Origin of the sequence: Rhizobium sp. MHM7A (genome assembly GCF_005862215.1) — a bacterium.
Lineage (GTDB): Bacteria > Pseudomonadota > Alphaproteobacteria > Rhizobiales > Rhizobiaceae > Rhizobium > Rhizobium bangladeshense.
Map to the genome: position 1 here is coordinate 24,212 of NZ_VCHT01000001.1, position 24,794 is coordinate 49,005.

The 24,794-nt window shown below is 55.0% G+C and carries 19 protein-coding genes and 1 pseudogene; 10 read left to right on the forward strand and 10 right to left on the reverse strand.

Annotation, left to right across the window (positions count from 1 at the left end):
* The first annotated feature begins 57 nt into the window (after positions 1-57).
* From FFR93_RS00130 to FFR93_RS00140, 3 genes are all read left to right on the forward strand, one after another.
* The gene (locus FFR93_RS00130; protein WP_138391309.1) at positions 58-729 is read left to right on the forward strand and encodes a hypothetical protein; all 672 of its coding nucleotides are present in this window, start codon (positions 58-60) and stop codon (positions 727-729) included.
* A gap of 85 nt (positions 730-814) precedes the next feature.
* On the forward strand, positions 815-1,252 hold the full coding sequence (locus FFR93_RS00135) for a hypothetical protein (protein ID WP_138391310.1): 438 nt from the start codon (positions 815-817) through the stop codon (positions 1,250-1,252).
* Positions 1,253-1,549: 297 nt separating this feature from the next.
* On the forward strand, positions 1,550-1,807 hold the full coding sequence (locus FFR93_RS00140; protein ID WP_138391311.1) for a glycine zipper domain-containing protein: 258 nt from the start codon (positions 1,550-1,552) through the stop codon (positions 1,805-1,807).
* A 98-nt stretch (positions 1,808-1,905) separates the two neighbouring features.
* Here FFR93_RS00140 and FFR93_RS00145 read toward each other — a convergent pair whose 3' ends face one another.
* The gene (locus FFR93_RS00145) at positions 1,906-5,586 is read right to left on the reverse strand and encodes a hypothetical protein (protein WP_138391312.1); all 3,681 of its coding nucleotides are present in this window, start codon (positions 5,584-5,586) and stop codon (positions 1,906-1,908) included.
* Positions 5,587-5,823: 237 nt separating this feature from the next.
* Between FFR93_RS00145 and FFR93_RS00150 the strand changes: the two genes are divergently transcribed.
* Both FFR93_RS00150 and FFR93_RS00155 read left to right on the forward strand, forming a co-directional pair.
* On the forward strand, positions 5,824-6,006 hold the full coding sequence (locus tag FFR93_RS00150; RefSeq protein WP_138391313.1) for a hypothetical protein: 183 nt from the start codon (positions 5,824-5,826) through the stop codon (positions 6,004-6,006).
* Positions 6,007-6,032: 26 nt separating this feature from the next.
* On the forward strand, positions 6,033-6,275 hold the full coding sequence (locus tag FFR93_RS00155) for a YgiT-type zinc finger protein (RefSeq protein ID WP_138391314.1): 243 nt from the start codon (positions 6,033-6,035) through the stop codon (positions 6,273-6,275).
* A 269-nt stretch (positions 6,276-6,544) separates the two neighbouring features.
* Here FFR93_RS00155 and FFR93_RS00160 read toward each other — a convergent pair whose 3' ends face one another.
* The gene (locus FFR93_RS00160; protein WP_138391315.1) at positions 6,545-7,096 is read right to left on the reverse strand and encodes a hypothetical protein; all 552 of its coding nucleotides are present in this window, start codon (positions 7,094-7,096) and stop codon (positions 6,545-6,547) included.
* 353 nt (positions 7,097-7,449) lie between these two features.
* The gene (locus FFR93_RS40570; RefSeq protein ID WP_171049002.1) at positions 7,450-7,605 is read right to left on the reverse strand and encodes a hypothetical protein; all 156 of its coding nucleotides are present in this window, start codon (positions 7,603-7,605) and stop codon (positions 7,450-7,452) included.
* 135 nt (positions 7,606-7,740) lie between these two features.
* On the opposite strand from FFR93_RS40570, the gene FFR93_RS00165 reads away from it, so the two are divergent.
* Both FFR93_RS00165 and FFR93_RS00170 read left to right on the forward strand, forming a co-directional pair.
* Positions 7,741-14,361, forward strand: a complete 6,621-nt coding sequence (locus tag FFR93_RS00165; RefSeq protein WP_138391316.1) for a putative Ig domain-containing protein — start codon at positions 7,741-7,743, stop codon at positions 14,359-14,361.
* A gap of 229 nt (positions 14,362-14,590) precedes the next feature.
* Entirely contained in the window at positions 14,591-14,839 is a 249-nt protein-coding gene (locus FFR93_RS00170; RefSeq protein ID WP_138391317.1) for a hypothetical protein, read from the forward strand.
* Between the two features lie 151 nt (positions 14,840-14,990).
* Here the strand turns inward: FFR93_RS00170 and FFR93_RS00175 are convergent, their stop codons facing one another.
* Positions 14,991-15,545, reverse strand: a complete 555-nt coding sequence (locus tag FFR93_RS00175) for a hypothetical protein (RefSeq protein WP_138391318.1) — start codon at positions 15,543-15,545, stop codon at positions 14,991-14,993.
* A 375-nt stretch (positions 15,546-15,920) separates the two neighbouring features.
* Here FFR93_RS00175 and FFR93_RS00180 point away from each other — a divergent pair, with 375 nt between their 5' ends.
* Entirely contained in the window at positions 15,921-16,298 is a 378-nt protein-coding gene (locus FFR93_RS00180; protein WP_138391319.1) for a hypothetical protein, read from the forward strand.
* 1,830 nt (positions 16,299-18,128) lie between these two features.
* Here FFR93_RS00180 and FFR93_RS00185 read toward each other — a convergent pair.
* The gene (locus tag FFR93_RS00185) at positions 18,129-18,623 is read right to left on the reverse strand and encodes a hypothetical protein (RefSeq protein WP_246661267.1); all 495 of its coding nucleotides are present in this window, start codon (positions 18,621-18,623) and stop codon (positions 18,129-18,131) included.
* 132 nt (positions 18,624-18,755) lie between these two features.
* A complete protein-coding gene (locus tag FFR93_RS00190) occupies positions 18,756-20,045 on the reverse strand; it encodes a hypothetical protein (protein WP_138391320.1) in 1,290 nt (429 codons plus the stop codon).
* Between the two features lie 323 nt (positions 20,046-20,368).
* On the opposite strand from FFR93_RS00190, the pseudogene FFR93_RS00195 reads away from it, so the two are divergent.
* A pseudogene (locus FFR93_RS00195) lies at positions 20,369-20,527 on the forward strand (sigma factor-like helix-turn-helix DNA-binding protein); the annotation flags it as partial.
* A gap of 178 nt (positions 20,528-20,705) precedes the next feature.
* On the opposite strand, the gene FFR93_RS00200 reads toward FFR93_RS00195, so the two are convergent.
* The 4 genes from FFR93_RS00200 to FFR93_RS00215 form a co-directional block, all read right to left on the reverse strand.
* A complete protein-coding gene (locus FFR93_RS00200; RefSeq protein WP_138391321.1) occupies positions 20,706-21,152 on the reverse strand; it encodes a hypothetical protein in 447 nt (148 codons plus the stop codon).
* A 172-nt stretch (positions 21,153-21,324) separates the two neighbouring features.
* On the reverse strand, positions 21,325-21,861 hold the full coding sequence (locus FFR93_RS00205; protein WP_138391322.1) for a hypothetical protein: 537 nt from the start codon (positions 21,859-21,861) through the stop codon (positions 21,325-21,327).
* A 108-nt stretch (positions 21,862-21,969) separates the two neighbouring features.
* Positions 21,970-22,386, reverse strand: coding sequence for a HEPN domain-containing protein (locus FFR93_RS00210; RefSeq protein WP_138391323.1), 417 nt, complete (start codon positions 22,384-22,386; stop codon positions 21,970-21,972).
* 372 nt (positions 22,387-22,758) lie between these two features.
* Positions 22,759-23,415 carry a hypothetical protein gene (locus FFR93_RS00215; RefSeq protein WP_138391324.1) on the reverse strand — a complete coding sequence of 219 codons (657 nt, stop codon included), beginning with the start codon at positions 23,413-23,415 and terminating at the stop codon, positions 22,759-22,761.
* Between FFR93_RS00215 and FFR93_RS00220 the strand changes: the two genes are divergently transcribed.
* Complete coding sequence (locus tag FFR93_RS00220) at positions 23,393-24,793, forward strand: helix-turn-helix transcriptional regulator (protein WP_171049003.1); 1,401 nt, start codon at positions 23,393-23,395, stop codon at positions 24,791-24,793. The two genes, FFR93_RS00215 and FFR93_RS00220, sit on opposite strands and share 23 nt — an antisense overlap.
* Position 24,794 lies beyond the last annotated feature (1 nt).

Consider the following 24,794-nt stretch of genomic DNA (forward strand, 5'->3'; position numbering starts at 1 on the left):
TAACGCTGAAAAAGCGACAAATATTCGATTAGCGACCGAAAAACCGGAATATGCACCTTGATCGATCAGAATTGGATTGCAGAGAAGCTTGCGACGTTGGACCGTGATGATCTCGCAAAACGGGCTTTTGCTGCCTTGAAGGCGGACCTGAAGATGGGATCGCCGACACTCGCCGCTTTCGCAGACGCGCATGGTGGCGTTCCGAGTTCTGGTATGTTTGAACCGGATGATTATCCTGAGCTTCAAGGTGAAATGGATCAGTTCCTCCGTGACCGGGCGGCGCAATTGGTCGAGGATGAGATCGAGAATCTTGCCTTTGACCTGGAGATTGAAAGTGAGGCGATCCAAATTTGGCGTGCGATGATCGTTCCAGGAGACTGGGTCGAGAACGGGCTGAGTGAAGGTGGGATTGGCGTCTGTTGGGCGTTTGATCCGGTCGGTGCCGTGTCACATGATGGAGGTGGGGGCGACGAGACGTGCCACGACATCAAGATGCATGCGACTGTTGATTTCTATGACGTTGATTGGCCTGAGACGATTGTCCTCAATGCGGTCGATACTGATACGGTCGGTGAAGAATACGAAATTCGTCTGAAACCGGAGGCTCATGTGAATCTGCTGTCGATTATTGATCAGATGACGGACGAAGTCTTGCTGGAATGTTCGCTCCGCCCACGGCGGATCAGCGTTTGGGAAGAGGGGTATGTGGCCAAAGCGATGAGCAGATAGGGGCGGTTACCAATGAACTGCAGTAAGCCGTTTGAAACGCGCTTCGCAGGTGCTATATCTGGCTCAAGAGGACAGATGGTGACCAATGAAAATTCCCAAGCCCGATATTGAGTTTGAGATTGAAAAGCAGAATCGCGAAAGCAACGCCCGGGTGCGCGCGCTGCTGGAAGCAGAGGGGCGACCTGACCTGGTCGCGGAGTTGGATCAAAGGATAAGAGATGTCAATCTCGGGCTGACGCAAGCAAGGAACGTCTGGCATTCGATATCTCCTGCGCAGCGGACGCTGCTGACGTTGATGATGCAAGTTGGATCGAAACTGATCAGGGAAGAGAAGACTTCGTTTTACGACCTCGTAGCGGGGCCGAAGGTCGAGCGTCGCGTCACTCGACGACCTACTGTCCGCTCGCTGATTAGTCGGGATTTGTTGTGTTGCGAGGGCGGAGCGTTCGACCCTGAGGCGGTTGTGGTCCTCACAGAAAATGCCCGGTTTGTTTTCGAGAAGGGCAGAGTTTCGGGGAGCTAGCGGTCTTCTGCCGTTGTTAATGAGAACGACAGATGGATGATGCTCCTGCCATTGCTGGAGGTTCATGCCCCGTGAAACGAGAACGTGCGCGTCTGCTCGATGGTGTGCCCATCGATTTTTGGAAATTCGTCTTCTGAAGTGCGCAAGGAGTTGTAGCGGTCGCCTTGCGCTTCAATTTTGGTCGATGAGCAGCGACCGAGGATTTCAGACGCCGCTAAGGATTTCCGTGGTATCGGCGAGTTGCAATTCGTCTTCTTGTGTGTCCAGTATTAACTCCTTATATTAAGGAGTTACGACATGAAAAAACTCATTACAATTATCTGTATGGGCGCTGCTCTGGCGTCGTGTACAGCGACTGAAAAAGGTGCAGGCGTCGGTGCTGTGAGCGGTGCGATCATTGGTGGCGCGTTGACCGGTAATGTCCGGGGTGCAGCTGTTGGTGGCGCTATCGGTGGGGTGTCAGGAGCCTTGATCGGTCATGCGGCAGATCACCAGCAGCCTGATCAGTGCTATTATCGTGACCGTTACGGCAATCGCTACCTCGATTACTGCTGATCATCGTTCCGGCACATTTGGCCGGTGACGAACAATCAAATTAAAACGGCCGGTCTGGTTGGACCGGCCGTTTCTGTTTTCGCTTAAGGCCTTCTTTCTTAGTAGGTGAGCGGAACGGGGGTGTTTTGGGCGGTTGTGTTGCCGTTTCCGAGTGCGCCGTACGTGTTTCCGCCCCAGCAGAAGACACCGTCGGGTGTCGGAGCGCAGGCTGAGTCACCGCCAGCCGTGATGCCCGTGACCTTTCCGATTAAGGTTGCTGTTGGAACACTCTTGTTGATCCAGGTTCCATCGCCGATGCGTCCGTTCGAATTGCGTCCCCAGCAATACAGGGATCGGTCGGATTTAACGGCGCAGGAGTGCTCGATGGCAACGGCGATATCGGTGGCGTCGCCCATATCTGTGACAGGCATCGGGCTTACCTGGTCGACTGTGTTTCCAATACCGACCTGACCGCTGTTGTTTCTTCCCCAGCATTTTGCACCGGACGAGGTGAGGGCGCACGAGGTTCCGTGGGTGGCGAGGTAGCCCCTGGTCTCAACCTTGGTGACGCCGCTACCGGCTGGAAGGGCCTGAACCGGCAATAGTCTGTTGAGTTTGAAGCCGTCGCCGATCTGGCCGAAGCTACCAAGTCCCCAGCACCAGGCGCTACCGTCGGTCTTTGCGGCGCAGGTTGTATAGCTTCCAACGTTGATCATGGAAACGCCGGAGCCCATGCCGTCAGGAGTGGTGCCGTTGGCGCGTGTGATAGTCGTGTTGTCGCCAATACCGCCATAGGTGTTGAGGCCAAAGCAGACGGCGGCACCAGCATTCGTCACCCCGCAGGTGTGGTAAGCGCCAGCAGAGATTTGCATCAGGTCCGAACCTGCTTCTGTTGCGGTGACCGGCGTGGAGAGTTTTGCACTGGCGGTGAGACCATTGCCAAGGCGTCCGTCAGCCTGCTGTCCCCAACACTTCACAACACCTGTGTTGAGGATGGCGCAGCTGTGTTGGTGACCCGAGGAAATGTATTTCACACCACTCTGAAGGCCGACGACGTCAACGGGAACAGTTTTGTTGACCGTGGTTCCGTCCCCAAGCTGTCCGTCGCCATTAAGTCCCCAGCACTTGACGCCACCGGCAAGTGTCAGGCCGCAGGTGTGGTGCTGACCGAGCGCGACCTGCTTGAAGGAGTTTGTGTTGGTGTAGACTTCAACCGTGACCGTTTCTGACGCTGTGGAGCCGAGGGAGTCGGTTGCCGTTGCGACGATGTTGTAGATGCCCGTCGTCGTCGGTTTTCCTGTCAGCGTGACAGTGTTACCGGTTTTCGTAGCGCTAATGCCTGTGGGCAAACCGGTAATGGTCCAATTGTCTGCAGTAATAGGCGTCGCATAAGGCACATTGCTGGCCACGATTGTCGTGTTGACGTCGTCGACATTGGCGGCGAGGACCTGCTTGTCACTCGGTGTTGCAGCAAGTGTAAGAGTTTTCCGCTCGGTTATGTCGAACGAGACCGGGGTGGTGAAGACAACGTGTCCTGTATTGTCGGAGACGGCCCACACGATGTTGTTCCATGTACCGATTTCGGTCGGATACCCGGTGTAGTTCAGCCACTGGCCATGCTCTTCATCGATAACGGCTTCGATGCCGGGCGGGAGTGTGCCTGAAACCAGTTCCCATTTGACACTGCTGGTATAGGGTGTGTTTGACTGAGCGTCGCGAATGGCTGTGCCGTTGTTGGCTTTATCGGTGAACCGGGCGAGCGTGATGTCGCTGCCGTAAACATTGGCGGCGATGTAGGGCGGGGGTGAGGTTGTGACTTCGAATGTCACTGTAACCGTCCCTACCGTTCCGTCGCTGTCAGTTGCATTGATCGTGGTGGCATATGTTCCCGTTTGCGTTGCCTTGCCGGTGAATGCAATGCCGCCGTTTTTAAAGGTGTATCCGACGCCCGGTGGCAGATCGCCTGTAATCGACCAGTTCGCGCTTTCGATGGCGTTGCCGTAGAGTGAGTTCGTTGCCTTGACGGTGACATAGGCATCATCCGTGAAGGAATTCATGACGCGCGTGGGCGATGGGCTCGCGACAAGCGTGAGCGGTGACCGTTCGGTGACTGTAAAGGACACGGGCTTAGTTCTGATCTTGTTGCCCTGAGCGTCGGAGACTTCCCATACGATGTTGCTCCAGGTGCCAATTTCAGTCGCGTAGCCACCATAAGAGAGATAACTGCCATCAGCGACATTTGAATAGGTGATGCCCGGGGGAAGGGTGCCGGAGACCAGTTCCCACGTTACGCCTCCATGATAGGTGGCATTTGCGTGATCGCGGATCGCGGTTCCGTTTTCTGGTTTCGTCGTGAGCTTTCCGAGCGTAATGTCGCTGCCGTAGACGTTTACAGCGACGAACGGTGCGGGATTGGCGGTAACGTCGAAGCCGATTGTTGTGCTGGCCGTTGCGCCCAGGGTGTCGGTCGCTGAAACAACGATATTGCTGAAGCTGCCGCCTTCATCTGCGGTGCCGGAGAATTTTAAGCTGTTCACGCCTGTTGAGTACGTTATGCCCGGAGGCAGCTGCCCTGTAATAGTCCAATTCTCAGCAGGGATAGGCGTGCCGAGAGCGACGTTTGACGCTGTGACCTGGAGATTAGCATCGTCTTGAAGGGTGATCAGGTTGCGTGTTGCTGACGGAGTGGCTGCCAGAGTCAAAGGTAGACGTGGTTCGACTGTGAAGGAAATGGGGTTGGTCTGAACCTGGCTGCCGTTTGCCGCTTCGACCAGCCAGGTGATGTTTGACCAGGTGCCGATCTCGGTCGGATAGCCGGTGTAGGTCATGGTCGAACCGTTGGCGGCGATGCTCGGCTGAATGCCAGGCGGCAAGGTTCCGGATGCGAGGGTCCAAGAAGCGCCTTCCGTGTAGGCCGCATTTGAGGTGACGTCGCGGATCGCAGTTCCAAGGATCGGCTGTGACGTGTACTGAGTCAGAATCTGGTCGTTGTCGCCCACGTTTGCGGCCAGGATGGAGCTTGTCTGGTTTGTGACGTTGAAGGTGAGGGTGGTTGTTGCGCTGCCGTTGGCATTGTCGGTCGCAGAGACGATGATGTTGCTGAAGGTTCCTGTTTGGGTAGAAATCCCGCTGAAGTGAACTTCATTGCCATTAATCGAATAGCTGACGCCTGCCGGAAGCTGGCCGCTCACCGACCAGTTGGATGGCGCAAGGTTGTCGTTATAGGCAATGTTCGATGCCTTGACGGTTAGGTTGGCGTCGTCAGTCCCGGCGAGCAGTGTTCTGGATGTGGCTGGCGTTGATGTGAGTAGAAGAGGGGTGCGGGGATTGACGATGATTGTCTGGGGTTGTGTGGTAACCTGTTTTCCGTCAGCTCCCGTCACTTTCCAGGTGATGTTGCCATAGGTGCCAGTTGCTGTAGGGTATCCGGCATAGATCAGACTTGAGCCATCATCTGCGATATCTGCTGTAACTCCAGGCGGAAGCTGTCCGGAAGCAAGTGTCCATGTCGCGCCGTTTGTGTAGAGGGCACTCGATCCCTGGCGACGAAGCTGGATGCCGAGTGATGGTAGCGTCGTCACCTCGAAAAGAATTTCGCTATCGCCATTTAGATTGATGGCGATGAATTCCGGCGCATTTGGATCGACAGGGCCGCCGTTTCCGCCCTGTGTGATCAGTTGTTGATTATGCCGATAATAGAACTGCGCTTCTTGGGCCCTGGCTATCGAAAATGGCATCGCAATTTGAGCCAAAATCAGAGCAGTGACAGCGGCTGTCCGGGTGCGCAACGATCTTTTCATGACAAGGAATTCCAGTGGCAGTCATAAGAGGATTGTTGCTGGCCGGAAAAATTACCAGTCAATTTCCGTATCATCTGCGGAATTCGGGGTGATTTGCTACAAATATTTATGGGTCATCAGGGTGCCCGGCAATCACTGATTGCTGTTTTATTAACCAATGATATAAAGTAGTGAGGAAATCGCTTGCCTCCACATGTGCTGTGTGTCCAAAACGCTGTGGCAGCTCAAGGAGTTCTCATGCAGGATAATAAAATCGAAACCGGTGATAAGGGTTACGGTGACGCTTCGGAAGACGAGTGGGATATGATCAGAGCCAAATTTGGTCCTGATATTGTCTACTACCCAGATATTTTTCGTCATTTTGTCTCGGAGCTAAGGGCAGGTAGGCTCGACGAGCAACTGGGCATCACGTTACACTGACTGACGCCTTCCTGAGGAGATAGATTTTGGATTTGACGGATAAAGCCGAGTCAAAATGTGTTGTGGTTGACTGCGGCATCTGTGGCTCTCCGGGCGCGATGGAAAGCATCGAAACGGACAACTTTACCTATGGAAGCGGTGATGATTCCGTTGTCTTATCGGTGCTGGTTCCTGTTGTGTCCTGTTCGGTTTGTGAAGAGGCTTATACCGGTGAGGCGGCTGAGATCATCCGGGATGCAGCCGTGCGACAACACCTGGCGTCGTTATAGCTCGTTTGGCACGCTGTCGGCGACATCCGAGCCACAGGCGTTTAGGTCAGTTTCGGGCAAACTCTTATGCGTAGAGTGCATTTGCCACATTGGTCGTTGCCTAGGGCCGAGGTGGCAGGTTCCGACGGGCTCGGTCTGGTTGTCAGCTGAGCCCGTCCTTGTGTCATAGGTGGTGAGCTAATGTGCGAGAGCGATGATCGTTGTTATCGCTGTTGTCAACGTGGACCACGGGGGTCATGAGAGGAGCAGCGTTGGTCTCTGGGGCTGCTTCAAGGACCGCAGGCATAGGCAACGACCCTATCCGTATTGTCTGAGTCTTGCTTTCCGCCCTCGTAGCAATAGTATCCGCCCTCGTAGAAGCGATCCGGTTCGTCTTTACCGCCACGATCTGTCCAATCACGTTTGAAGATGATTTTGTAACCGCCGAAGTAGTCGAGTCCGCCCCATCGGCCAAATCGATAGTTGATGCCTTCCCAGTTCGATCCGGTAGACGGGCGAAGTTCGCCTGAAGCGCAGGTTGATCCTTCGATGTTTGCTGGCTTTAAATCCACGCGGGCACATGCCTGGGAATGGCTTTCTTTCTTGTCGACGATGTTCACCCATCGTTGGAGACAAGGCACTTCGACCTGAACGGTTCTTTCGGGAAGGTATTTGCAACCGTAACTGAAGTCGGCCGATTTCGAGTTGTCGTTATCGCAAACGAGGCCCGGCGGCAGCACCTGGTCCTCGTAGCAAACGGCTGCGGCAAAGGCGCTGGATAAGACGGCCTGGCATAGGAAGAGCGTAAATCCTCCGATAATCAATGAATATCTGTGGCGCATGGCATCTTCTCAAGAAAGGAGTCTAGATTAATGATTTGCAATTCCTTGAGCGGCCGCAATGTCTCTTCGTCGCGAAATGGTCGAAGGGGGAGGTGTAGTAACGACCAGGGCGATCAGGTCGGGGCATGGCGAGCCTTCACCAGCGCTCGCAGGTCTTTCTCCGGAATTATTGCCTTCAGCACATGGCCTGCATGAAGCTCGAATACTTAATGTTGACAATTGTGAAAACACCGTCGGCGATCCGTGTCAACACTGCTTCTTGCTTATTCTGCGATCCCACATTTAAATCCTGAGCGCCGATATTTTCCTCGACAGTGAAGCTGACGTTGGTCCTGACCGTATCACCAGCCTTGTCAGTTGCGGTGACGCCGAGGCGTCGTATGTCCCGACAATGTCTGCTGTTCTGAGAAGATGACGGCGGTTACGCCGACGGAATAGATGGCACTTTCGGGCAACTGGCCTGTCACCGTCCAGTCGGAGGAGGTGAGGTAGTGTAAGTGAATGTCCACCGAATGGCGGCCGGGGAGGCGACGGCGAGATAGGAGTTAAGCTCGATTAATCGCATTTTTTTTAGTCCGGCTAGAATTTGGCACACCATTAGCACACAATTATGAAATGCGACCTTCTGGTGGGATGGCATTATCGTGATCAGGCTATTTCTTTCTTTCGTCATCGCTTTCAGTTCGATGGTAAACGCGTATGCGATTACGGCTGAGAGTGGGCAATTTGTCTTCCGCTACAAGACGGGCTATGTGGGCAGCGCGACGCCACCGGAAGAGGATGACGATCTGGCCTCAAAGACCGTCAACGCGAACTTCGTCGGCGGCGTTGGCTTTCCGCTCTCCGAAAAACTCCCGCTGAAGCCCGAATGGGAAGATGATCGTTGGCAGGTTGAAGTCGGCAATCTCCCGGCTGGGATTTCCTTCAATGCCACGAACAGGACTTTTGAAGGGACCCCGGAGACTGCATCTACCGGCGTGCAAGTCACTCTCTACGGCTACGACAGTGCCGGAGACCGCGTCGCGAGGGCCTATGCGACGTTTGACATCTACGTCCTGCCGGAGAATTCGAAATACGTCGATCTCTATGCTCATACGGGCAAATTCTACAACACCACGCTTGACCTGCCGGACGGTGTTGTCGTCGACCGCTGGGTAGAACTGAAGGCTCCGCCGACGGGGGTCGATTATAACGGCCGGTACGTCGAGGGTACGCCTGCGGAGGCCGGTCAGTATGCGATCCTCAATATTGGTTATTCGTATAGCGGAGAGGCAATTTTCTCCTATTACGGAAAAATGCTCGTTGAGGATGGGCCAACCTTTGCTCAGATTGCCGACCAACTCCAGGAAATTGGCGCATACTACCGCGCTGCGATCTGGGACGAAAAGGCGATGGATAAGATTGTCCGCGCGGTAAAGGACGCCGACAAGGTCAAGTACAGCGCGGAATTGGCACCCAATCAGACCATGCCCGGTACATTGCGTTTCAGCAGTGACCCTTATGACCTGCGTGTGTCTGGAAGGGTTTACGATTTCTACGATCAGGCGACTGTGCGCTTGAAGGCGGTCGATACGGACGGGGCTGTTGGCTATTCCAACTGGTTCCAGATCGGTTCGCTGGGTCCTACAGGCCTGTGCACTCCGGAAACTGGGGACGAGTCAATCGTTCTCAACGGAATAACCGGGGATAGTTTCCTGAAAAATGGCTACAAAATTCCCACCGGCCGCGATGCTGCCGTCAAGGAATTCACCATCACTGCTGGCCAGTTGCCTCAAGGACTGTCGCTGGGCAAGGATAGTGGAGTGATCTCCGGTGTCCCAGCTGGCGAGGAAACGCAGACCGGCATTATGGTTCGTGTTGATTTCCCGGGAAATGACCTAGCCGATCCTGTGACCTGCGGACCATATGATTTCAATATCGGCCCGGCAGAGATCGTTCTCGACGCTGTTGGGGCCGAGGAGCACTATCGCATCGGCGACACGCTCGATATCGACATGGAGCCAAGCGGTGGGCTGATTGCTCCTTACTCGGTGGCGATGCTCGATGGCGCGGTACTTCCATCGACCGTAGGCTTTGACCCGTCCACAGGCAAATTGACCGGGACGCTCCCAGTCACGGGTACATACAAAGCGGCTTTCAAGCTGACCAACGGGAATGGATTGACGAGGACCAAGGGCGTTGCCTTCGAGGTGCACAATCCTCTGACGATTGATGCCGTTCCTGCTGTCGCCTCGATCAAGCAATATGACCGGGTCGCTCAACTCTTCGCTGTCACCTACGACAAGAAGGGTGTCATTGGAGATGCGAGCCTTAAGCTCATGAATGGACCGATGCCGGATGGCATCTTATTCAATTCTGATGAGCGCATTGTCTTTGGCGGAACCAGGTTTGCAGAGAATACCTATGGTCCATATTATTTCCGTCTCAGCGACGAGACAGGCCATGTTGATTCAAATACCTTCAATATCCAGGTCACCAAGCGAGACGGCCTGGTCAGGGGCGCTACGGCCGATCCGGTTCAGTTGGAGGCAAATATCGAGGTGTTGGGTTACAAACCGTTCTCGGTGACCCAGCCGCCGCTTGCTCAGAACTATCTGCCGCTTCAATACAAACTCATTGGTCCTGATTTGCCGGAAGGGCTCTTTTTCGACCCGGTCACCGGTCTGATCGTGGGTACGCCGAAACAAATTCAAACGATTAGCGGTTACACTGTCGAGGTTGCGGAAGTAAGTCCGGACCTTCTCAGGGAGACATCCGATCCGTTTACCATCACGGTGGCGGAGCCGAAACCAATCGGCTCGGTTACGCTTTCGCAACTGCGCGGTAATGAGAACGGCCCGAGCGTTTCGTCCGTCGATCCGAAGATCGCACTTGCTGATATCGAGAACAGGTTGATTGGTGGTGTCAAAGCCGTCACCTATGTCTCGTCCTCTCCGGATGTTCCAGGTCTGTCACTCAACACGGTCACCGGAAAGCTGGAAGGCATTCCCACGGCTGAGTATGAGGGTGATGTCGAGATCAGCTTCATGGATGGCGCTGGTCGCGCGGGGACTTTGGTTCTCCCCGTTAAAATCTATCCTTATCCCGCGCTGCAGTCCGACAAATTGGTCTATGAGTTGCCGCGTCTCGCGGACGCTAGCGACTACGGCATATACGCCGAACCGGCCAATTCCGGCTTTTATGGCGGAATTACCTGGTCGTTAGCGCAAACTTCCGATCCGTTACCGACCGGTCTTTCACTTGATACCAGCGGGGTGATTGACGACAGCACGTCCCTGCCCACAGGCACCACCCGCAACGTCGTAATCCGTGCGACCAGCAAGGCAAATGGCATTGTCGTCGAGCATTCCTTTACATTGAAGCTTGTTGACCGCGTTCCGCCAACATTGCAGTTTCCAGCGACCAAGTTTCACGTATGGCTCAATGGAACGACCGGGGCAGTTGTTAGCCGGGAGAACGTTGTATCGCCTCTCTACCTGAAGGGCTCCTATGTGAAGCCGGTGAAGTGGTCGTTCGGTCCGTACGCTCCGTCTTGGGTGACGATTAATGAAACGACCGGAATTATAGGCGGCACACCGCCGACCATCCGTGATTGGACCGTCGATGTGATTGGTACCGACGCGGAAAACCTGGCGATACCGGGTCAGGTGGCCATCCGCTCGACCCTATCCGGCTTTGTCCAAATCGCACCGGGCGGCGAGTCGCGTGTCGTGCGACAGGGTGAGACGTTCAAGACCGAGACTCAGATGCTGAGCAACGTCGTTAATCCGGCGGTGTTCAAAGCAACGAAACTTCCTGCTGGTTTCAGCCTCGATCCCACTACAGGGGTGATGCAGGGCAAGATCGACACAGCCAAGACGACGCTCTGGACCCTGAACGTGCTGGATGCCCACGAGCGGACGATGTACAGGGCAGCGGAATTCTCGGTCGAGACCCTTCCCCCATTGGAAATCGGTGGACCGACCAAGAACGAAGCGGCTAAGCGATACTCGGCCGCGCTGCCGGTCGACATTCAGTTCCCGGAGCCGGACAATCAGATTGGCGAGATCACCTACGCGATTGAAGGCGATGTCCCAGGAACGCTGTATTACAAGGTGGTAAACAAGGCCACCGGATTGGTGTCGTTCCTAGAATACTCTGGGTCCTCGTATGTGGGTGTTGTTACCCAGAATGCCGGTGAGCAGTTGGAAGTAACTATTGCTCGCCTAGCGCCAGATCACCTGATCCTCGATCAGGAAACGCGGACGCTGAAGGGCATTCCGTCTCGTTCGGGAACTTTCCCGATCAAGGTTGTGGCCTTCGACGATCATGCGAACTACTACCTAGACTCTTCTGACGCTACTCGCGAGGAATTCAACACCGCAGAATTCGGTCCATTCAACATTACGGTAGATGAAGCCGATGACATGACCATTGCGAACTCGGCGGATAGCGAGTCACTCGACGAGTACACCTCTGCGCCAACGATCCGCACGACCGTCACGAACGATGCTTACGGACGTGGTGTAACGTGGACCAAGGTTTCTGGCAGTCTGCCGCAGAACATTGTTGGCTCGAAGGGCTCGCGGGTTCTTGCCTATACTGGCTACGCCGAGGAGCAGGGGACCTTCAACAATATTGCCTGGAAGGCAACGGATTTGGCCGGTCGTGAGATCGTCTCCGATCCGGTGTCCTTCACGGTTGGCCCGCGAAAAACTATGGAGTTGGTCACCTCGACCGCCAACCCACGCAACATGATCGTGTTCGATCAGGATGCGGATATGGTGGTTTCGGCGAAGAACGCCGCCTATGGTCCAAATATCGGGTTTGCTAATTGGACGGTCACAGGTGGTGAGAGCCTGCCACCCGGTGTGAGTTACCAGGTTAAGGATGACGGCGTTTACTTCAATGGTAAGTCGGACGTTATCGGCACTTACAGCGGCATTACCGTACAGGGGAGGGACCGGCTTGGGGCAACTGCCTCGATTGATCTCACCTTCAAGGTTATCGCCAATCCGGAGCCGATTGTGCTGAACGTCTTCGATATCGTCACGAAGCCGGGCTACCCGATCATGATGGCCCCACCCTTTACCCTCGGTGTTCTGTCGACGGACAACACTTATGGGAAGGTGCGGTTCTACTCTTACGACCTGCCCCAGGCTGAGGGCATCAACCTTGATCCTGATACGGGAGCGCTTAGCGGCAGCGTCGCTTCGGCACAGCAGTTCGCGTTCGACCTCTATGTGACGGACGACACTAATCGCGTCACCTCGAAGCCCGTGAACGTTGCAGTAGTTCCAAATCTTCGGGTGCTTGTCCCAAGCATCGTCGACGCAGAAACGAGCGTTGAGTTGAACCAAGCTATCGCTACCGACTACGCGCTTGGCGCGGTCGCTTACGCGAAAGGGGCGGGGACTTGGCCTGCCGGAATTGACGTCGATCCGACGACTGGTGCAATCGTCAGTGATGGAGTGGTGAGCGTACCGGCGGGGGAATACAGCGGGCTGACCATAGTCGGAACGGACCAATTTGGCGCGTTCACGGATGTTCAATCTTCGAACGATTTCACGATCAGGGTTACGACGAACGGACCTTATCTCAGCCTTTCCACAGGACAGATGCCCGATGCAACGAAGCGTATCAGCACTTATAGCTTCGATTTCACGCCGCTGCTGACGATGAAAAACCTGTCGCTGGCGGATGTTTCCTGGGAAGTGAAAGCTCTTCAGGCCGGACAGCAGGTTCCTCCTGGCTTGTCGATGGCTGCAGGCGTGCTGTCCGGTACTCCAACTGCTTCCGGAACGTATGCATTTACGGTTCGTGCATGGAAGAAAGATCAGCCGACCGTTATAACGAGCCAGGTGTTCACGCTTAACGTCGGCCTGCCGCAAATTGAATTGAATGTCGCGGACGGCGCGTTGAAGGACGGCACCAGGGATCAGGCATATTCGGTCGATTTGTCTGGCCAGGCTACTACCAAGAACATCGAGCTTTCATTGCTCAAGTGGTCGCGTTTGAACCTGACAGGGGATACGTTCCCAGCCGGTCTGTCGCTAAACGCGACCGGAGTCCTCTCCGGCACGCCGACGGCGGCTGGTGAGTACAGCTTCACCGTCAGAGCGACGTTTACCGATGGCACCGACGAATCTCTCTCTGACGACGCGGTTGTCACAATTAAGGTAGTCGGTCACGGCTATGCGCTGGACAAGATTTCAGCGGGCGGCCTGCATTCCTGCGGTGTCACTCCGGATGGCGCAGCCATGTGCTGGGGCAACAACAGCTACGGACAATTGGGCGACGACACCCTCACCGCGAGGACATCCCCGGTTAAGGTTTCAGGACTCGAATCCGGCGTCGCGGAAGTCGGTGTCAATGGCAGCACTTCTTGTGCGCTGACGACCGATGGTGAAGTTTACTGCTGGGGCTACAACGCAAGTGGAGAAGTGGGTGTAGGCAGCACCGGCACGGTGAAAACGCCGCAAAGGGTGACAAGTGTCGGTTCTGGCGTCACAAGCCTGTCCGTCGGTCGAAATCACGTCTGTGCTGTGACTTCCAGCGGCGGTCTGATGTGCTGGGGAGATAACCAGTACGGTCAGGTGGGCGACGGCACCAGCGGTAACAACAGACTTTCGCCTGTTCAAGTTTCTGGCCTCACTAGCGGCGTCGCAAGCGTAGCGGCAGGAGGAATATCAACCTGCGTGCATATGACTGATGGCTCCGTGAAATGCTGGGGCAACGCGAGTAGTGGTCGACTGGGAACCGGCGCGACCACGGGCATCTTCTCCACTCCAGTCGACGTGACTTCACTCGGGAATACGGTGCGGAGTATTTCAGTTGGTGATACTCATGCCTGCGCGATTATGAATGATGGTTCTGCGAAGTGCTGGGGAAGCAACAGCAACTATCTTCTCGGAGATGGTACGACCACTACCAGATATACGCCCGTGCCCGTCAAAGGCCTGGGTGGCACAGTGGCCGATATAGAACCGGGTTACAGGCATACCTGTGCGCTTCTCACCAGTGGTGCCGTGCAGTGCTGGGGCATGAACCAGATTGGGCAAGTGGGTGTGGGCTATACTTCATCGGCCGTCTCGGTCCCCACAACCGTCTCGGCCCCTGCAAACTCCGCAGCCCTCACGGCCGCAACTCTTAGCGCAAGTAGGTCGAACTATCATACCTGCGCAACGACTGCCGGAAATGAGGGTTACTGCTGGGGGAACAACGGCAGTGGTCAGCTTGGAAATGGCACGTTTGCGAACAAGGTTGTTCCCACGCTTATTGAATGAACCTGAAGCGGCGTCCTGACATATCAGCCGGATCGCCGCTTCTCATTATGAATTTATCCAGACGCCATCGCATCGGAAGACGCGATGGCGTCTGCTCTTGAGGCTGCCGTGAAAAACCGAAGGTCAATTGCTGAGGTTGTTGAGGCGACCGTCGCGGGCAACCCGGAGCTGGCGAGCGGCCATCGCGATCTATTCAAGCTCCGAAAGACCTGGGAGATCGCGAAGGCAAATGAAACCGCGCCTGTCGCCAGCGATTTCGTCATTTTCGAAAGGATGCAGGCCTACGAAAGACACGGCGGCGCTGGCCGCGTCGCTCGGGTTCATTGATCCATGCGGCGTTTATGCGTCGCTGACAGCCTATCTGATGCGCGAGGCGAATAAGCATGTCGATCCAATGAGCGACCTCGCAAGGGAAATTGTGGCCTACGCGTTCCAGGCGCATCCGTCGTCATTCTTCATCAATCGATCAGTTGTTTGAATCTGCACACATCCGGCACCGAATGACTTCGCTCTCAAGATGATGAATCGCACTTGATGGACAACGCGAGAGCCGGTGGTGACAATTTTATACCGGGCTCTCTTATGCCATGAGATCATGGCAACCAAAAAAGTGGCCTAGCTTGCGCGGGTCACGGTCCGCAGGCGTAGGCGACAACCCTGTCCGTTTTATCGCTGTCTCGTGTTCCTCCGCTCTCGTAGCAAAATAAGCCGCCTTCATAGAATGTTGTGGGACCATCTCTGCTGGTACGAGAAGTGCGGTCTGGAATGGAGACGATTTTATTACCGCCATGAGCGTCGAGACCGCCCCAGCGTCCGAAACGGTAGCTTATTCCTTGCCAGTTCTGACCTATCGAGGGACGAAGCTCGCCTGAGGCGCATGTTGATCCCTCGATGCTTGCTACCTTCAACCCGACCCCTCGGCACGTCTGGGAGTGGGTTTCATTCTTTGCCGCAATATTCACCCACATTACCGGGCAAGCCACTTCAACTTGGACTGTCTCGCCAGTTGTATAATGACAACCGGAGCTGAAATCAGCTGACTTCGAATAGTTGTTGTCGCACACGAGTTCGGGCGGTAGCTCTTGTTCCTCGTAGCACTTGGTTGCGGCGAAGGCGCTTGTGGAGAAAGCATGCGACAGCGCAAGGGTAAATCCTGCGACAGCCAACAAATATCTGTAGCTCATGGCGTTGTCCTAGAACTCGATATTAAGAATGATTTGCAATTACTTTGACGGCCGCAAGAACTTTCATAGCGCCGCTTAATTTGTCGCAGTGTGTTAGGGTGGGAGTCGCTGATCGTCAGCGAACTGGTTCAAGGCCAAGGTGGAGGTGGAAACGTCGCGACCGTATTGACGGCCATCGGTCGTATGCGTGCAGCGCAGGGTGTATCTCGCCCCACCATCCTGTTCAACTTATGCTATAATTGCTGGAATGGAGAGTGCGCAGAACGGGGATTGTAAATGCCCGTTCTGGTGACCTTTAACGAAAGGAGAAGGGCTCGCTTCACTCTTGAGTTCATTTCCAACTCGGCACCCAGGCGAGTCCTGCCGGAGGAGCGCATGGCGAAACTCACCACTGATCAATACGTAGCGGCGGTGGCGGCGCGACTTGCCCATCTGACGCAGACATACGCGATCATTTTTTTCGCCAGTATCGCGACTATGTTCGCGATACTGGCTTACGCATCATCAGCCGGACTGGCCGCCAGGTTCGCGCTCGCGACGATTGTGGTCGCAAACACGGTCTACGGGGTCTTGGCAACCAAGTCTGCCTTGGATGACTTGAAGGCAATGTTGGCCGATGCAGTCGACGACTTCTCGGGCAGCAATTTCGGCGCTCAACTGAAGCAGATACCAACGGCGCTTTACACCGGAACCAGTTTCATTCTTGTCCTTGCGATGGGGGTCACGCAGCTCTGGGCGATCATTTCGGCTTGACGCGAGCCGATCTCTAGGCTGGTGATCGCGCTGACGGGGCGAAGGAGGCCGACCGACGCGGGCAGTAGGTGCGGTATCAAGACACCTCAAAATCGCATAACATGGGTTATGGAACTTTTAAGTCCTTGTTTTAGTGGGGGTAATTGACTTGAGCGTTGATGCGGGCTATTAAATTCGCCATGAGCAAAGATCACTCCTATTCGTTTTTGCTGGCCCGATGGATGGATATGGTACCGTCTGTGACGCAAAACGGGATACGTAGTGTTTTGCGTATTTCGAATGGTACGCTGCGTCTTTGGCTCCGGGGCTGTTTGCCCAGTAAGAACGAAATCATTGCCCTGGGAGCCATCCTCGGAGTCGATCCGCGTTTGTTGTTTACGGACCCAAGCGATTTGGAGGCACAGCGGCAGGCGCTTCAGACACCGGTCGATCTGTTTCTGACGAGGCGGATTTTGGAGGACCTCAGTGTTCCTGACCCGTGGCCTGAGACGCCGAACGAGTCCGCTGTGGCGCGGCTCATCACTTCCAAGTCCGGTCGATGCCCAACCTAGAGACCAAGTGGTCAGCCAGACTCCCTTTGACGCTTTGGGACGGGGTAGGGGTGTCCCCTGCCCCGGAAGACATCATGATCATCGATCCCAAATCTTTGGCATTTCCATTGTCGCTGCGCGGCCCGATAGTCGTAAACAATCGGGGTCGGTTCTGGTCCACGTTCTCAATTGGCGCTCGTTCACTGCCGCAACACTAGAATTGTCTGTTGCGATTTGACGCTCAATGAAAAGCAACAAACGAGGGTGAATTGGACGTGCAGCACCCCAGTTCAAGCTGGCTCGGCCGAACCCCTGGCGTGCTGGGCGACTCTATCACTCACTCACCCAGCTTCATTGCCGAAACCGCACTCTTTGGAACAGTGTAAGCAGTTGAAATTTCAATGTAAATATTGACCTGCCTCAAAGGGCGAGCTATTTTGGCCCCGCTCAAACTACTTGGCAGCGGAGGCCTCAAATGGACGGCTTGGTCGAGTTCGCACCAAACATCGCGATGATTGGCAGCACGGATCGCGACACCATGGAGGCAACTATCCGGGGCCAGCAGGCCTTGCTTCGGCTAAAGACGCGAGACCGGCCGTCAATCGACCGTTTGCGCGATCTGCTTATCCTCCGTTCGTCATCCAAGTCCTGTCCGTTTGCCGCTCTTGCGCTCGGATGCCCCTTCGATGCCGCTCAATCCCGCAGACCGCTATACGCCCGCTCAACCTGCCTCCTGTACGAAAGATGCGTTAGACTGTCTTCTCGGAGATTAAGACGAGGCGAAAACCATGCCCTCCGGCAGGTCGCGTCGGAGGCGCTTCGACTGCTGGCCATCCAGGCTTTAATCGATGCTGACCTCGCCAGCGCTGCGGGATACCTGAAGGTCGCGCATCGGTTCTTGCCATACGTAGTCGGATTCCCCTCGAACTGATCACCCATCTTGCCAGACACGGGGTAGGGGGACGGCCCCTACCCTCCCCGTGACGGTCGCTCCTGGCCGTCAAATTTGGGAATAGCCATGAAGACCAAACCACTCGTCCGATTGAGTAGTTGGCTTGAGGTAAAGTCTGTGCGGCCAGACCGTATCAGGAGAGCAATGGGCGTAACACATCGCAGAATTCACCTCTGTCTTCTTGGCTGCTTTGTTCCAGTTGCATTTCCTTGGGTCTCTGAGATGGAACTACCATGGCTGCAAGTCGCTACGCATACTCCAAATGTGTTCTCGTGGCGCGTCCGCATGGAATTCTAGAGCTTAGGTGGATGGAAGCGCGGCAAACGAAGGTTGCCTGTGAGACACTGGTCAGGTCCCATGTTGCGAAAGGAAATCGATCTGCTCTTTCTCAACGCGGGATTTCGGAATGCACCCGAGAATGTACGAGTAGTCAACGGCCGCACCGTGGAAGCCTTCGTTCCCCATAACGCCGTTGTACTTGGTGACGGTCCATTGCAGCCGTGCGCCCCGCAGCAGAAAGCCGCCGATACGACAGCCGAACCTCACGCATTGGAACTGTGTTGACCGAGCTGGAGTACACGAGAAACCGAGTGCCTGTAGCTGTCTCGCCATTGCGGCCTCGTTTCCGTTCGTAGCTGTCTTAAGGCCTTGTACGAAGTCTTCGAATGCTTTGAGGTTGAGCGGCAGGGGAGGATCGCCATAGGTGCGAACACCACCGGCAGTAGCGTCACTCAGGTGGCAAAGAGCTACCGTCATGGTGAGTGCCAGAAGGCGAGTGGTTTTCTGACGCAAGTAAACGGGCATAACTGTGAGGCTCTGACGCATTTTAGAGGTGGCGATCATCCTGAAATCCGCTCCCTGTTAATGGCTGCCATTAACAGTGGCGTCGGATGCGATTTACTTAAATGTGGAAAAATCCTGACAGTTTGGGCCCTTCCGCGACTCGGCTGGTGAGAACTCTCCAGACTTTCGTGGCTATTTGATCCGTTCAAGTTTCTCGAAGCCCTCGTTGGTCATATTAACGGTCCAAACTTCACCTGATGGAAACGTTACAATCCCCTTACCCGTCGGCGAACCTTTAGTGAAACTGCCCTCGAACTGAAGCCCTTCAGCTGTAAGGGTGCCGACACCATGTGCCCTGCATCGTGTTTCGACGAAGGAACATTCCCCCTTGTAAACGCTGTTGCCCGGCATCCTTTCATCGAGGACATATTTCCCAGCGATTCGGTCCACGAGGATCGACTGTCGCTCCTCGAATCTGTATCTGGCCAGAACACCGTTGTTTGTCGATGACTCGACGTTCCCATATCTCTCCAACACAAAGCAAACCATACCCGCCTCGGAAGAACAGAAAGTTCGGTAGAAGGTGGTCTCCCTTTCCGACCTCGTACCAGGAATGTCGATAAAGTTCATCGCAACCATACTCTGTGTCACCGCCGCCACATAAACCATTCTCCGATAGGCCTCAGCCGGTGACCTGTGGGTTGCCCACTCTTCCGAGAAGAGGAAATCTCCCTCGCTAATATACCGGTCGAACACCGGGTCAAATTCAGGGGTGAACGGAAACTTCAAGTCGTCGCCATTCTCCAGATACTTCATCGAGATCGCGACACCCTTGGCCATCAGCACAAACATTGGGTCCTCCGAGTCGAAGGATGACGGAGCAACCCGCTCTAAAGGCCCACCGAGCTTCCCACAATAAAGTCCCATGCTGATGGATTCCGATGTCCGGGCTACCAACCCTGGAACGCTTTTCGCGAGGCTCTCGTCCGTTATTTTTTCGCTGTTTCTGACTGCCTTAAGATGGCCGCCAGCCTGGGCAACTGCGTAGAAGCTTCGGGCCTCATATTCATCCTTTGGGGATGCCTCTGTCTTAACGATTCCGCAGACCGTGCTCTCAAAGACGGCGAAACTAGAATGGAATTGGGATTTGCGGACTGTGGAAAAAAGATCGACATCGGAGTGAACGGCGGGGGCTTTGGGGTGGGTGTGGACCTCAGCCACAGCTTCCCCGTCGCACCATTGCTCGTCGTTCTTTATAACGCCGCCCATCCTGGTGAGGCTTTGTGACGCTCCTGCTTTCCAGACAGCGTCGCCAAGCAGTTTCCTTTCTGCTGCCGCGTATGCTTCGTCGGACATCGACGTGCGTTTGCTGAGGAGAGACGCATACTCTTTCTTCAATCCCTCAATGTCCGAAGCAACCAGGCTGAGGCAAGACGCGTGCTCCAAACCGTCCTGTGCCGTCATGCCAGCGAGCGTCTGCATACTTTCAGCCCATGTCTCCGGAATTTCCAAGGCAGGCGGCAAAGCAGACGCGTTTTGGGGAACCTTGAGTCCACTCAGAATCAACTCGGATTCGGTCCAACTATCGTTCGCCAAGCACTCGCCGCCATAAAGAAACAAAGCAAGTAAACAGCTACGCCAAACAATAGAGAGCCCCACGACACACCTCAAAGACGTTCACAGTAAACGAACTCCTTGAAGCATGATTACACTCTTAAGTCGAGCCTTTATAGACGCTCAGCATCTACTGAATCGAGTAAGTTGCTGGGTCGGACTTATTAATGCGTGTCGGTCGTGGAGTGAAACGCATGCGCTTTGGGATCGGCATGAACACGGACCCGCTGGAAGAGGTCGGGCTTCAGTTCTCTGTCACAAGGGAACGCATTTGACAGATCGAGGTGAAAGCTCTCCGAAAGCTGAAACATCCGAGCCGGTCCCGCAAGCTGCGGTCGTTCCTGGACTGAGGCGCGTGCGAGGGCAGCGCCGCCCCGATCAGGCAAGAACTGACCCTTTGGCAACTTCCACCGCCGTGAGCGATCTCGCTTACAGTTTCTCGCTGCGCGCTTAGATGTGAGTGAGATGTTGAGACCCGGCAGTAGGGTCCCGATGTGAACCTACGCGGAATGCTCCTCGCCGCTGGGTTCACATCGACTGTTCGTCTGCCGTGATTTGCCAGCATCCCTCCAGCACTCTGTTAATGTAGCCGCCAACCATTCCGGCAGCCGATGCTTCTTCATCCAGTGTTATTGGACGGGAGGCGCAGTTAGTGAGCGTCCAGAACCCAAGAGCCTGCTCGAATTGAGGCCGAGCGAGTTCGATTCCCTTTGCGGTTAGTCTTGCCCGTTCGCTCTGGATGAACTCGTGGCAATCCTCAACGAATTTCAAACCCTCCGGTTGCCACTCCCTTAAAAGATGAAGCAGTTCCTGCCTGAGAGCAGACCTGCGTTCAGGGGTGACTTCGAGGCCGTTGAGGTCAAGTCCTGCGACGTAAACGAATGCTGTTGTAAAAAACAGTACCCTGTCATCAAAACTCGCCTCTCTGCTCCAGGGGAACCGCTCTGCCATTCTGCTGACCGTGTCGGGAGCCATGAGTAGGATCGCGCGAAAAATGCGTGTCGGAGGCGTTTCAATGATCGGTTTATCTTTTCGTCGAAAGTTGCTGAAAAAGCGCCATAAAAACATAGAGGACGGTCTCTCGTGTTTAAAGAGAACTACCGTAGGATGGACCACACGGAGACGCAAGGTGGTTGGCCGTTTGTAGCTACCGCATCCGGAACTGGTTACGATTTTCAAGCAGACGGGCGCAAAAATCATCGCGCCAGGCATGGTACGCCTTGCCGTAAACGGCTCCGGGAGACTCAAGTCGGACGCGCTTGTCCGTCCTCTTTGCACCCAAACCAAGCCCATAATCGTTCCAAGGACTGTTCTTGAACGGTGCAGTGATCAGAGGTCTTCGATGATCGCGGAGGTCGATGAAGCCTTCGTCGATGGGAACTCCGGTCGCCTCCTCAGATTTGGCCGCAACTTCACTCTGGGCGAGTGCGATCATGTCTTCGGCGAGTTTGCTGTTGAAGGTATACGATCTGAAGGGGATGTAGCGGCCCAGACTGCTGATGGGAACGTGACCGGTGAAACTTCCATCCTGGTTCGTCTCGACGACCACAACTGCCTTGGGTGGAAAGGTTTGCGTGCAGTTTGGAGAACTGTATTCCTGCGCAAAGTACCAGAGGCCGTGGTCGAGCCGTTCAAAGCCGAATGCTTCGAGGAGTTCTTCGTGGGCGTGGCTTTCATCCGGCATTTTAGTTCTCACTGTTCAGAGTTCAGATGTCGACTGTGGGTAGTGGCGATGCCTCGGACAACGTTCGCTTCTACGCCGCCCTTGTTGAGAGACGTCCGGCAATCTGGATCACATTTTAAATTGTGTCCCCGGTTCTCGTTCCAGATATGGCTCAACGGCTTTCAGGAATTGCTTCGCGGCTTCAACAGCTTTATACCCATGGTCGCGGGTGATTATCGGACATTCGTTGTCTGCCCAACGCTGTAGGCGTACAGCGTCTCTCAGGCCCGTGAAAAGCACCTTCCAGTGGCTGGTGTGTTTGAACCGCTCGTCGAACATCTTCAGGAGATCGAGCGTCGATGTCGGGGCGAGGGTATCATGCGCCTCACGCTTCTGTTCGATGGCCGCTCTTGCAGCGAACATTACCGCGAATGCCGCCCGACTGCAGGCTCCTCCGTAATCGAAACGCTCGCCATCCAGGATTAGCTCGGCCTCCTCAATGGCAATTTCCGCCTTTTGAAGCCATTGGTGAGTAGTGTTTCTCATGTTAGACCTCTGCTTTTCGTTGCAGGAGTTTTGCGGTGTTTGAAAGTGACAATTCGGCCTGAGGACGGACGCTCCCTAGCGAATGGATCACCTTGGTGAGCGTTATCGTGACGCTTTCATTAAACAAGCCTGCCGGTTCGGGTGTTCCGAGAAGAGCATTGTAGATCGCAATCTACAAAGGCCGCATGAACCCGGGTCCGCTTAAGGTTGCCCGATAGGGAATGGCGATTTTCATCGCTTACATACCCCGGTGAGCGGGCCAGCGGCGGCGTCTAAGCGTGAGCCTCGTCGCCTGCCTCAATTTTACTCGACGGATTCTGGGCACGTGCTCCAAGAGCCCAGGAGTTTGCTTGGCTCGGGAAGCTTGGAACGTCAGGGAACAGTTATCAGATTTTCCGGGCCCGCCCCTGCGGCGACGCAGGCCAAGACAGTAGTCCACTGGGCAGTTCCTCTGATTGGCTTTTCTTCGAACGCCACCCCGAATTCGTAGTAGTTGGTTCCGATCCCATCCGGCAATTCCACCGAGTTGAACGAGGTAACAACTTCGCCGTTCGGATCATTAACCTTCATGGTGCAGTTCTCGACCGACGGTGTTGTCTCCTTCTTGATGGCGACCCGCAATGTCCCAGCGGCGACAGAGTCAGTCAAAACTGGATTGATGACGATGTAACCATGCCTGTCCTCATTCACCAGCTGCTGCCTGATAAAGAGCTGAAGAAATTCATTCAGTTCTGCGAACTTGGTGTGATCGTCCGCCGATCCCTCCCGCAACTCGTCAAGCCCAATCACCGTGATGCCGTTCTTGTCGGTGGGTCGCTCGGGTTGGGAGCTTACACCGGGGAAACCTGTGCCCGGGATAGCGAAGCCGAATGGTGGCCGGGAGAAGTCCAGGCGCGGTTGAACTATTGCAAGCTTGGGTGTGACGCCACCGAATAGCTTCTCAACCCCCTCCTTGATTTCGGTCAGATTGGTGATCACGGTCGTTACCGTGGCTAGGATGGCGACAATGATTGCGCTGCTGTTTTTCATGCGCCTAAGAATGCTTGGTTGGCCCACAGTTCGCCTGCCCTATTGCTTCGTGTTGACGGTGGAGAGGCTCCTACCCTTCCCTGCGATCCTGGTAAAGCCGCTCTGGAGCGGGAACTCCCACCAGGCCAGTTTCACTTCTTCCCCAGCCGTCTTAACTGTGATCGTCGACAACCTGGCGCATGTCTTTATTTTTTTGTGCACTTATGTAGAGTGCGCTGATGTTGCTGGGGAAACAAATTTCAGAAGTGCGTTTATGCTCATTAATTTGGAACAGCTTGATCAGGCGTTAGATCGATCTTTGGAGGCGGCTGTCGATCCTTCGTTGTGGCCGGAAATACTGGATAGGATCAGGACAGCCACCGGTTCATTCGGGACAGCCATCATACCGACGACGGCGAGGTCGCCGGAGGTGATTATTTCCACAGATACTATGAAGACCCCGCTCGAACATTACTTCGAGTACGGATGGCACATTAATGAATGGCGCTTGCGGGGCGTTCCCTTGCTCATGAAAAACGGAACGGCTCGCGATCAGGAGTACACGACACGGGAAGAATTCGAGCGGCTCGAATATTATCGCTGGCAAGCCAAGTTCGGGATGGGAAAGAGCTGCATCATCGGGTTTTCCTCTCCTGATGATCTTCTTTGTCTCGCGTTGCACAGGACCTTGGATTCTGATTTCTTCAGCGGCGATGAGGCTGCTGTATTCCAGAGGGCCAGGGAACGGCTCATGGCATCGGCCATGGTGATGCGTGCTATGTCCGCGAGTAGGGTCGGTGGAATGGTCGAAGCCTTCCGCTCGACCGGTGTGGCGGCGATATTCTTCGACAGGTTCTGTCACGTCACGGAAGTCACCCCGGAAGCGGAGAGGCTCTTCGGAGAGGAGATTTATGTCAGCAACCGGACCATTTGCTCCCGTGTTCCGGATGTCACCACGGCGATTCGAAAGCGAATGCGCGCGGCAGTAACAGAGAGGTGGCTCCGGCCCGACGAACCCGGGGCGTCGCTCGCTATACAGCGGGATGGTATGCGGCCGATGATACTGCGCATCCAACGCCTCGGAGGTAATCTGCCGGATTTCTTCGCTCACTCGGTCGGTGTTTGCCTGATCGAGGACGTTGGCCGTGAACAGCGGCAGAACCTGCAACAGCTTCGCCAACTCTTCGGCCTGACGGCCACTGAAGCGATCATCGCAACGATGATCTCCCGAGGGGAGACGTTGCAAGACATCGCGAGGGACAGAGCGATATCCTACGAAACAGTTCGTACGCATTTGCGCTCCATCTTCAGTAAGACGAATACGAGGCGGCAGGCGGAACTCGCCGCTCTCCTCACTCGTCTAAATGTTGTCGATCTCCCCTCCTCCGCAATAGGCTGAT

Excerpts from the sequence above, each read along its gene's own strand:
- FFR93_RS00135 (WP_138391310.1), top strand. The coding sequence starts at position 815 with ATGAAAATTCCCAAGCCCGATATTGAGTTTGAGATTGAAAAGCAGAAT.
- FFR93_RS00140 (WP_138391311.1), top strand. The coding sequence starts at position 1,550 with ATGAAAAAACTCATTACAATTATCTGTATGGGCGCTGCTCTGGCGTCG.
- FFR93_RS00145 (WP_138391312.1), bottom strand. The coding sequence starts at position 5,586 with ATGAAAAGATCGTTGCGCACCCGGACAGCCGCTGTCACTGCTCTGATT.
- FFR93_RS00150 (WP_138391313.1), top strand. The coding sequence starts at position 5,824 with ATGCAGGATAATAAAATCGAAACCGGTGATAAGGGTTACGGTGACGCT.
- FFR93_RS00160 (WP_138391315.1), bottom strand. The coding sequence starts at position 7,096 with ATGCGCCACAGATATTCATTGATTATCGGAGGATTTACGCTCTTCCTA.
- FFR93_RS00170 (WP_138391317.1), top strand. The coding sequence starts at position 14,591 with ATGAAACCGCGCCTGTCGCCAGCGATTTCGTCATTTTCGAAAGGATGC.
- FFR93_RS00175 (WP_138391318.1), bottom strand. The coding sequence starts at position 15,545 with ATGAGCTACAGATATTTGTTGGCTGTCGCAGGATTTACCCTTGCGCTG.
- FFR93_RS00180 (WP_138391319.1), top strand. The coding sequence starts at position 15,921 with ATGGCGAAACTCACCACTGATCAATACGTAGCGGCGGTGGCGGCGCGA.
- FFR93_RS00185 (WP_246661267.1), bottom strand. The coding sequence starts at position 18,623 with ATGATCGCCACCTCTAAAATGCGTCAGAGCCTCACAGTTATGCCCGTT.
- FFR93_RS00190 (WP_138391320.1), bottom strand. The coding sequence starts at position 20,045 with ATGCAGACGCTCGCTGGCATGACGGCACAGGACGGTTTGGAGCACGCG.
- FFR93_RS00200 (WP_138391321.1), bottom strand. The coding sequence starts at position 21,152 with ATGGCTCCCGACACGGTCAGCAGAATGGCAGAGCGGTTCCCCTGGAGC.
- FFR93_RS00205 (WP_138391322.1), bottom strand. The coding sequence starts at position 21,861 with ATGCCGGATGAAAGCCACGCCCACGAAGAACTCCTCGAAGCATTCGGC.
- FFR93_RS00210 (WP_138391323.1), bottom strand. The coding sequence starts at position 22,386 with ATGAGAAACACTACTCACCAATGGCTTCAAAAGGCGGAAATTGCCATT.
- FFR93_RS00220 (WP_171049003.1), top strand. The coding sequence starts at position 23,393 with ATGATTGCGCTGCTGTTTTTCATGCGCCTAAGAATGCTTGGTTGGCCC.
- FFR93_RS00215 (WP_138391324.1), bottom strand. The coding sequence starts at position 23,415 with ATGAAAAACAGCAGCGCAATCATTGTCGCCATCCTAGCCACGGTAACG.